Below are 6,589 nucleotides of genomic sequence, written 5' to 3'. Positions count from 1 at the left end.
CCCGAGGAGCCGCCCGCCGAGGAGCCGCCCCCGCCGGTGTCGGCGGAATACCCCATGCCGGAGGAGTCCGCCCAGCCGAGCGCGATGGCGGCGCTCAAGGACAAGGGCAAGCTCGTGCCCCTCGTGGTGATGGGCGTGGTGGGCCTGGTCTTCCTGGTGCTGATGATTGCCGTGCTCGCGGGCGCCTAGCGTCGCGGGCGGGGGCCCTGCCCCCAGGAGGAAGGCCCCCTCTCGCCCGCGCGTGAGCTGGACGCGCGGGCGGAAGCGCACTTTGGCGGCTAGCGCGTGGAGATGCGCGCCACCGGCTGGATGTTCAGCTCGGGCGACAGCTCCTGGTAGCTGAGCACGGAGAACGACGGGTTGAACTCGTACTCCAGCAGCTTGCGGACGTAGCGGCGGATGTCCATGGCCGTGAGGATGACGGGCCGCTGCGCGCTGGGCGGCAGGTGGCCACACTCCGAACGCACGGCCTGGACGATTTCCTGCGCCAGCTCCGGCTCCAGCGCCAGGTGCGCGCCCGCGGAGGTCCGCTTCACCGAGCCGCGGATGGCGTCCTCGATGTTCGGGTCCAGCAGGTACACCACCAGGGTGCCGGTGCCACGCGCGTACTTGTGGGAGATGTAGCGGCGCTGGGCGGCGCGGACGTGCTCGGTGAGCATGACGTTGTCCGCCTCCACCTGCCCGTACTCGGCCAGGGCCTGGAGGATGCCGCGCAAGTCACGGATGGAGATCTCCTCCTCCACCAGGCGCTGGAGGATGTCCGTCAGCTTCAGCACGTTGACGACCTTGGGGACGACCTCCTTCACGATGGCGGGGAAGGCCTTCTCCAACTGCTCCAGCATCGTCTGCGTCTCCTGCACGCCGACGAACTCGCGGGCGTTGCGTCTCAGCACGGCGGCGGTGTGCAGGATGATGTAGCCGGGCACGTCCCACGTCGTCAGGCCGGCGGCCTCCAGCGTGTCGCGATACTGCTCGGGGACCCAGGCGGCGGACTGCCGGGTGGCGGGGTTCACCGCCTCGAAGCCCTGGATGTTCATCAGCCGCAGCCGGTCCACCGTGTCGTTCACCAGGACGTGGCCCAGCGTGGCCTGGCCGGTGACGACGGGCACCTCGTTGATTTGAATCTGGTACGCGCCCGGTGGCAGCGAGCCGTTGCCACGCGCACGCACGCCCGGGAAGCGGACACCCAGCTCCACGAAGAGGCCATCCCGCATGAACGGGATGAGCTCGAAGAGGAACTTCCCGTTGTCCTGGCGCGAGTCCACGAAGGGCACCAGCGCGTCGGAGACCTCCAGGACGATGGGCGTGACGACGGGGATGAACAGCTCGGAGTCCGGGTTGAGGGCTTCCTTGGGCGCGGGCTCGGAGGCCATCGGCGTGCCCAGGTCCGTCTCCATGGCCGGGCCGGAATCCTCCGCCTCCACCGCCTGCTTCTGCTTCTTCAGCATCGTCCAGGCGCCCAGGCCCGCGCCGAAGCCCAGCAGGAAGAAGGGAACCTTGGGCAGACCGGGCACCAGGCCCAGGACGATGAGCATGCCGGCGGCAATGGCGATGGCCTTCGGGTAGGCCGTCAGCTGGGAGCCCATGTCCATGCCCAGGTGATTGCCCTCTTCCTCACCCGCCACGCGCGTCACGATGATGCCGGCGCAGGTGGAGACGAGGATGGCGGGAATCATGCCGACCAGGCCGTCACCGATGGTGAGCAGCGTGTACTTCTGCGCCGCGTCGCCAGCGGACATGCCCTTCTGCGTCACGCCGATGATGAGGCCGCCGATGATGTTGACGACGGTGATGATGATGCTCGCGATGGCGTCGCCCTTCACGAACTTCATCGCGCCGTCCATGGCGCCGAAGAGCTGGCTCTCACGCTCCAGGTCGCGGCGCTTCTTCTTGCCCTGGTCCTGGTCGATGGAGCCGGCCCGCAGGTCGGCGTCGATGGACATCTGCTTGCCGGGCATCGCGTCCAGGGTGAAGCGGGCGGCCACTTCGGCGACGCGCTCCGAGCCCTTGGAAATCACGATGAAGTTCACGATGACCAGGATGATGAAGAGGATGGCGCCGACGACGAAGTTGCCCTGCACCACGAAGTTTCCGAACGCCACCACCACCTCGCCCGGGTCACCGGTGAGGAGGATGAGACGTGTGGTGGAGATGGTGAGCGACAACCGGAACATCGTGGTGATGAGCAGCAGCGTCGGGAACACCGACAGGTGAAGCGCCGCTGGCACGTAGAGGGACACGAGGAGCAGCACCACCGAGATGCTGATGTTCAGCGTCAGCAGCACGTCCAGCAGCATCGTGGGCAGCGGGACGATCATCATCCCGACGATGGCCACGACCACTACGGCGAGGACGATGTCGGAGTACTTGGAGAGGAAGCTGTTCGGATTGGTGGCAGCCATCAGCGGTCAGGCATCCTAGGACAACCCGGGGGCCTTCTGTCAGGGGGGGCGTCGCGAAGGGCCCCCTCCCCCACGGCGAGACCCGCCGTCCTCCCTCGTGCGGAAGCAGCCGGGCAGTCAACCGAAGTGGACATTCGTTCTTGCACCGCGCCCCGCCACGCGGGTTCATCCCCCTGACGGGCCACACGAGACCTGGGAGAACACGATGCGACTGAAGAATGCCTTGGGCAGGGGTCTTCCACTGATGTTGCTGGGTGCGTCCCTGGCCTGTTCGGCGTGCACGGACGGCGGCTCCAGCGGCCCTGGCCCCTCCGGCAACGGGGAGAAGAACGTCGTCAAGGGCAAGGCCACGGACACCGCGGGCAAGCCCCTGGCGGGGGTGGAGGTGGTGGCCGACAACCAGGTCCTCTACGACTCCAATGTGGTGGGCGTGACGGGCGCGGACGGCACCTACCGGCTGGAGCTGGGCCAGGCGGCGACCACCTGGAACGCCAGCGCGCGGCTCAAGCGCGACTTCAACGGCCGCAGCTACACCTTCGAGCTGCACCCCAGCAACGCCAACCCCTTCGCGGGCAACGAGGGCGCCGTCCGGGACTTCAGCTGGAAGCTGACCGGCGCGAAGCCCGAGGGCGGCGCCTACGGCAGCGGCGTCTACTTCAACCTGACGGACTACGTGGACCCAGCCGACCCGGATCAAGCCCTGCAACGCGAGCACGTGGAGGTGACGCTCACCCCGGTGGGCACACTGGTGGACGGCAGCGCCGGGACGCCGGTGACGGCCCGGGGCACCAACACGCCGGACGGCTTCGGCTTCCCGGACCTCCCGCTGGGGCGCTACTCGGTGACGGGGCGCTATGCGCCGCCGGGACAGGCCGTCCGCCCCCTGGTCGTGCGCGTGCAGGGCCAGGACACCTACGCCGAATCCGTGACGGCGGACTTCAAGCCCATCATCGACGGTGGGGACGGTCCGTACCGCGTGGACGTGGAGCTGAAGTTCCCCTGAACCCAAGGGCCAGGGAAGGCGGGCCGGGCCTTCTGGCGGCCCCGCCCGCGCCTACGCCGCGCCGTCGGATTCGGAGGACGGTGACTCCTCGGCGCTCTCCAGCGCCGCGGCGGCCAGCATCCGGGCCCGGGCGCTGAGCGGATCCTGCCCTTCGGGGTCCAGGCCCACCGCGTGATTGAAGTCCCGGGCGGCCTCGCGGACCTTGCCGAGCCGCAGGTGGACTTCCCCGCGGTTGACGTAGGGCGTGAGGTCCGTGGGGTCCAGTTCAATGGCGCGGTTGAAGTAGGACTCCGCCAGGTCCAGGTCTTCCAATGCCAGGTGGCAGGCGCCCAGCGCCGTCTGGAAGTAGGCCTCGGTGGGGTCCATGGACGCCAGGGACTGGAACAAGGTCAGCGACTCACGGAAGCGGCCGTCCTGGAAGAGGTTGAAGCCTTCCGTGGCCCGTTCGAGCATCTCCGGGCCGGACAGGGGCTTCACGTCGTCGTTGGTCACCGTTGCCTTGGATTCAGTCGTCATCTGCACACATCCCTCACGAGGGCGGGAGGACGGCCCCGGAGCCGGTAGGGCAAGCGGTTCCGAGCGCCGGGAGCTTAGACTGTTATCGGCGCTTCCACCAAAACGGTGCGCCGCTTCGGTAGCGATATTCCCGCAGCCGCCGAGAAAAAATGGATCAGAAAATGGGGAGGAAACTTCTGCCCCCCTTTCCCCCATAATCCTTTTGTAAGCAGCGCCGCCGCAAACCACCCGCTTCCAAAACTTCTTTACTGGAGAACGCCATGACCACCGCCACCACCGCCGCCGCCGCCGCCACGAAGGCCCTCGGAGCCAGCCAGGGTCTCTCCGCTCTCGAGCAGAAGTCCCTCTCCGGCCTGACCGGTCCGGACCGTGAGCGCGCCGAAGCGCAGCTGATGCTCCAGAAGCAGCAGGAGGCCACCGCCTTCGTCGCCAACCTGATGAAGAAGCTCAACGAGATCGCGATGTCCGTCATCGGCAAGATCTAATCCTGCCGCTGTAAGCGACTCTCGGAGCCGGCTCCCTCACGGGATGCCGGCTCCTTGCTTTTGCGGGCTCGAGCGACTCACCCGAAACGACGAAGCCCGGACCGCGCGACGACTCGCGTGGCCCGGGCCTGGTGTGTGTCGCGACGGGAGGGGGCATGCCCCCCTGGGGTCTACCGGGACTTCTTCACCTGGTCGGCCTGCTGCTTGAGGGTGAGCAGCGTCGCGTGGGCGCGCTGCGTGGCGCGGCGCTTGAGGCCCGGGTCCAGTTGGATGGCCTTGCTGAGGTCCGCGAGCGCCTCGGGGACATTGCCCCGGCGCAGGTGGATTTCGCCCCGGCCGACCAGCGCGTCCACGTGGCCGTCGTTGAACTGGAGCGCCAGCCGGAAGGCGTCGAACGCCTCATCGAAGCGCTCCAGCGTCATGAAGGTCGCCCCGAGCTGCGCGTGAAAGACGGCGTCGGTGGGCGAGGCGGCCACGAGGCCCTGGAAGATTTGAAGGGCCTGCTGCGAGCTGCCCGCCTGGAGGAGCTGATAGGCCTTGTCCGCCCAGGCGTAGAGCTGCGTGTGGGAGAGGTTGAGGAACTGCCCCAGGGTGATTTCGCCGCGGATCACCGCCTCGGCGAGGACTTCCGGGACGACGACCTTCTCTTCTTCACCCCTGGGGGCGGACTCGCTCACGACAACCTCGAGGAGGGCCAGGCAGTCCCACACCTGGCCCGATGAAGTACGTCCAGCGCCTAGAACGACTGGGGACCGCGGAAGCGGACCATATCATTCAGCTTGGACAGCTTCTCCAGCGTCCCGAACATGTCACCCAGCGCCTTGAAGGACTGGGTCAGCCCGGACTTGTGCTGGTCCTTGTCGTAGGCGCCGAAGAGGTCGTCCGCCTTGCGGAACGGGTTGAAGCCGTTCGCCTGGGTGTTCTTGAGCTGGTCGAACACCTTGCTGAGGGAGTCGAACGTCTCGTTCAGCTTGTTCAGCTCGGGCTTGCCACTGCTCATGTCCCAGGGCAGCGGCTTCACCTGGGGCAGGCTGGTGTTCATGTCCCAGTTCTGGGCCACCTCACCCGCCGCGGGGGCGTCCGCCGCCGCCGAGTAGTTGAAGGCCATGGTGCGCGGCGCGGTGATGACGGCCTCGCCCACCTTGTGGATCTCGCCGCCCTTCTCGTGGCCGACAATCTCCTTGCCGTGGAACGTCCAGTCGGCCGCGTTCTGCCCCATGTGGAAGACGTCCGCGGACTGGTTCGAGTGGAAGCGGACGACCTCGTCCATGCCGGTGTTGGTGACCTGGCCGACCTTGCCCTTGCCCTTGTCGATGTCCTTCACGCGCACGTGGCTGTCGCCGTAGACGACGTCCAGCTGGCCCGTCACCGTCATGCCGTTGCCCCAGGGCTTACAGGTGCAGTTGATGCGGGTGCCGTCGCCCAGGACGAAGGACGTGTCGCGCTTGAAGTCGAACTTGCCGCCGTCGCTCTCGTCGACGTGCGGATCACCCCAGACGCGGGTGTTGTTGCCGTCCGGCCCCGTCACGCGCCACTCGAACTTGCCCAGCTGCTCAATGGTGTAGCCGCCCGGCGTGGTGATCTTCCCGCCGTCGTCCACCTTCAGGGAGTTCGCCTCGCGCACCGCGTCCAGGGGGTTGGGGCGCTCGGCCGGGAAGGCGGCGTTGGTGCCCGTCGCGCCCGCCTGCTTCGTGGAGGCCGCGGCCTGGGACATCTGATCCACGGCCTTGCCAGCGACGCCCACCGCCTTGCCCGCCAGGTCGACGGCCTTCTCCACCAGGTTCAGCGTGGACTCGATGAGCTGCGCGTTGCGCGCGATCGTCGAGGTGTTGACGTTGCCCGCGCCCTGCGTCGTGGTGAGCTGCCGGTTACCGCCAACTCCGCCGATGCCGTTCGACATATTCGGTACTCCCTGAGGAGGGGTGAAATGTTCGATGCTGCTTCACCGTGATTTTCGGTGTTTCGCGCTGGGAGTTTCGCCTCGGTGCGTCGCTTTCCTCAATAGGAGGCGCGGGCCGGCCACGGGGGGCGGGGCCCCCTCTTGCCAGGGCGGGAAAAAGAATCAGAAAATCCCGAGGAAACTTCCGCCCCCCTTTCCCCCATAATCCTTTTGTAAGCAGCGCCGCCGCAAACCACCCGCTTCCAAAACTTCTTTACTGGAGAACGCCATGACCACCGCCACC

Annotated in this window: 6 protein-coding genes and 1 pseudogene; 3 read left to right on the top strand and 4 right to left on the bottom strand. The window is 67.3% G+C overall.

What is annotated here, in order from left to right; genetic code table 11:
* Positions 1 to 189: pseudogene (locus HV824_RS34495) on the top strand (FHA domain-containing protein); the annotation flags it as partial.
* A gap of 89 nt (positions 190 to 278) precedes the next feature.
* On the opposite strand, the gene sctV reads toward HV824_RS34495, so the two are convergent.
* Positions 279 to 2,402, bottom strand: a complete 2,124-nt coding sequence (gene sctV / locus HV824_RS34490; RefSeq protein WP_176421497.1) for a type III secretion system export apparatus subunit SctV — start codon at positions 2,400 to 2,402, stop codon at positions 279 to 281.
* A 205-nt stretch (positions 2,403 to 2,607) separates the two neighbouring features.
* Between sctV and HV824_RS34485 the strand changes: the two genes are divergently transcribed.
* Positions 2,608 to 3,405 carry a carboxypeptidase-like regulatory domain-containing protein gene (locus tag HV824_RS34485; protein WP_176425160.1) on the top strand — a complete coding sequence of 266 codons (798 nt, stop codon included), beginning with the start codon at positions 2,608 to 2,610 and terminating at the stop codon, positions 3,403 to 3,405.
* Between the two features lie 51 nt (positions 3,406 to 3,456).
* On the opposite strand, the gene HV824_RS34480 is transcribed toward HV824_RS34485, so the two are convergent.
* Positions 3,457 to 3,921 carry a tetratricopeptide repeat protein gene (locus HV824_RS34480; protein WP_176421499.1) on the bottom strand — a complete coding sequence of 155 codons (465 nt, stop codon included), beginning with the start codon at positions 3,919 to 3,921 and terminating at the stop codon, positions 3,457 to 3,459.
* Between the two features lie 260 nt (positions 3,922 to 4,181).
* On the opposite strand from HV824_RS34480, the gene HV824_RS34475 reads away from it, so the two are divergent.
* Positions 4,182 to 4,406 carry a hypothetical protein gene (locus HV824_RS34475; protein WP_002640925.1) on the top strand — a complete coding sequence of 75 codons (225 nt, stop codon included), beginning with the start codon at positions 4,182 to 4,184 and terminating at the stop codon, positions 4,404 to 4,406.
* A gap of 170 nt (positions 4,407 to 4,576) precedes the next feature.
* On the opposite strand, the gene HV824_RS34470 is transcribed toward HV824_RS34475, so the two are convergent.
* Entirely contained in the window at positions 4,577 to 5,083 is a 507-nt protein-coding gene (locus HV824_RS34470) for a tetratricopeptide repeat protein (RefSeq protein ID WP_368738139.1), read from the bottom strand.
* A gap of 59 nt (positions 5,084 to 5,142) precedes the next feature.
* A complete protein-coding gene (locus HV824_RS34465) occupies positions 5,143 to 6,306 on the bottom strand; it encodes a DUF1521 domain-containing protein (protein WP_176425158.1) in 1,164 nt (387 codons plus the stop codon).
* Positions 6,307 to 6,589: the final 283 nt, after the last annotated feature.

It is taken from the genome of Myxococcus sp. AM009 (assembly GCF_013372605.1).
Lineage (GTDB): Bacteria > Myxococcota > Myxococcia > Myxococcales > Myxococcaceae > Myxococcus > Myxococcus vastator.
This window is presented reverse-complemented; position numbering and strand designations above follow the sequence as displayed.

What these genes read in the sequence shown, in the direction of transcription:
- sctV (WP_176421497.1), bottom strand. Translation starts at nt 2,402, where the DNA reads ATGGCTGCCACCAATCCGAACAGCTTCCTCTCCAAGTACTCCGACATC.
- HV824_RS34485 (WP_176425160.1), top strand. Translation starts at nt 2,608, where the DNA reads ATGCGACTGAAGAATGCCTTGGGCAGGGGTCTTCCACTGATGTTGCTG.
- HV824_RS34480 (WP_176421499.1), bottom strand. Translation starts at nt 3,921, where the DNA reads ATGACGACTGAATCCAAGGCAACGGTGACCAACGACGACGTGAAGCCC.
- HV824_RS34475 (WP_002640925.1), top strand. Translation starts at nt 4,182, where the DNA reads ATGACCACCGCCACCACCGCCGCCGCCGCCGCCACGAAGGCCCTCGGA.
- HV824_RS34465 (WP_176425158.1), bottom strand. Translation starts at nt 6,306, where the DNA reads ATGTCGAACGGCATCGGCGGAGTTGGCGGTAACCGGCAGCTCACCACG.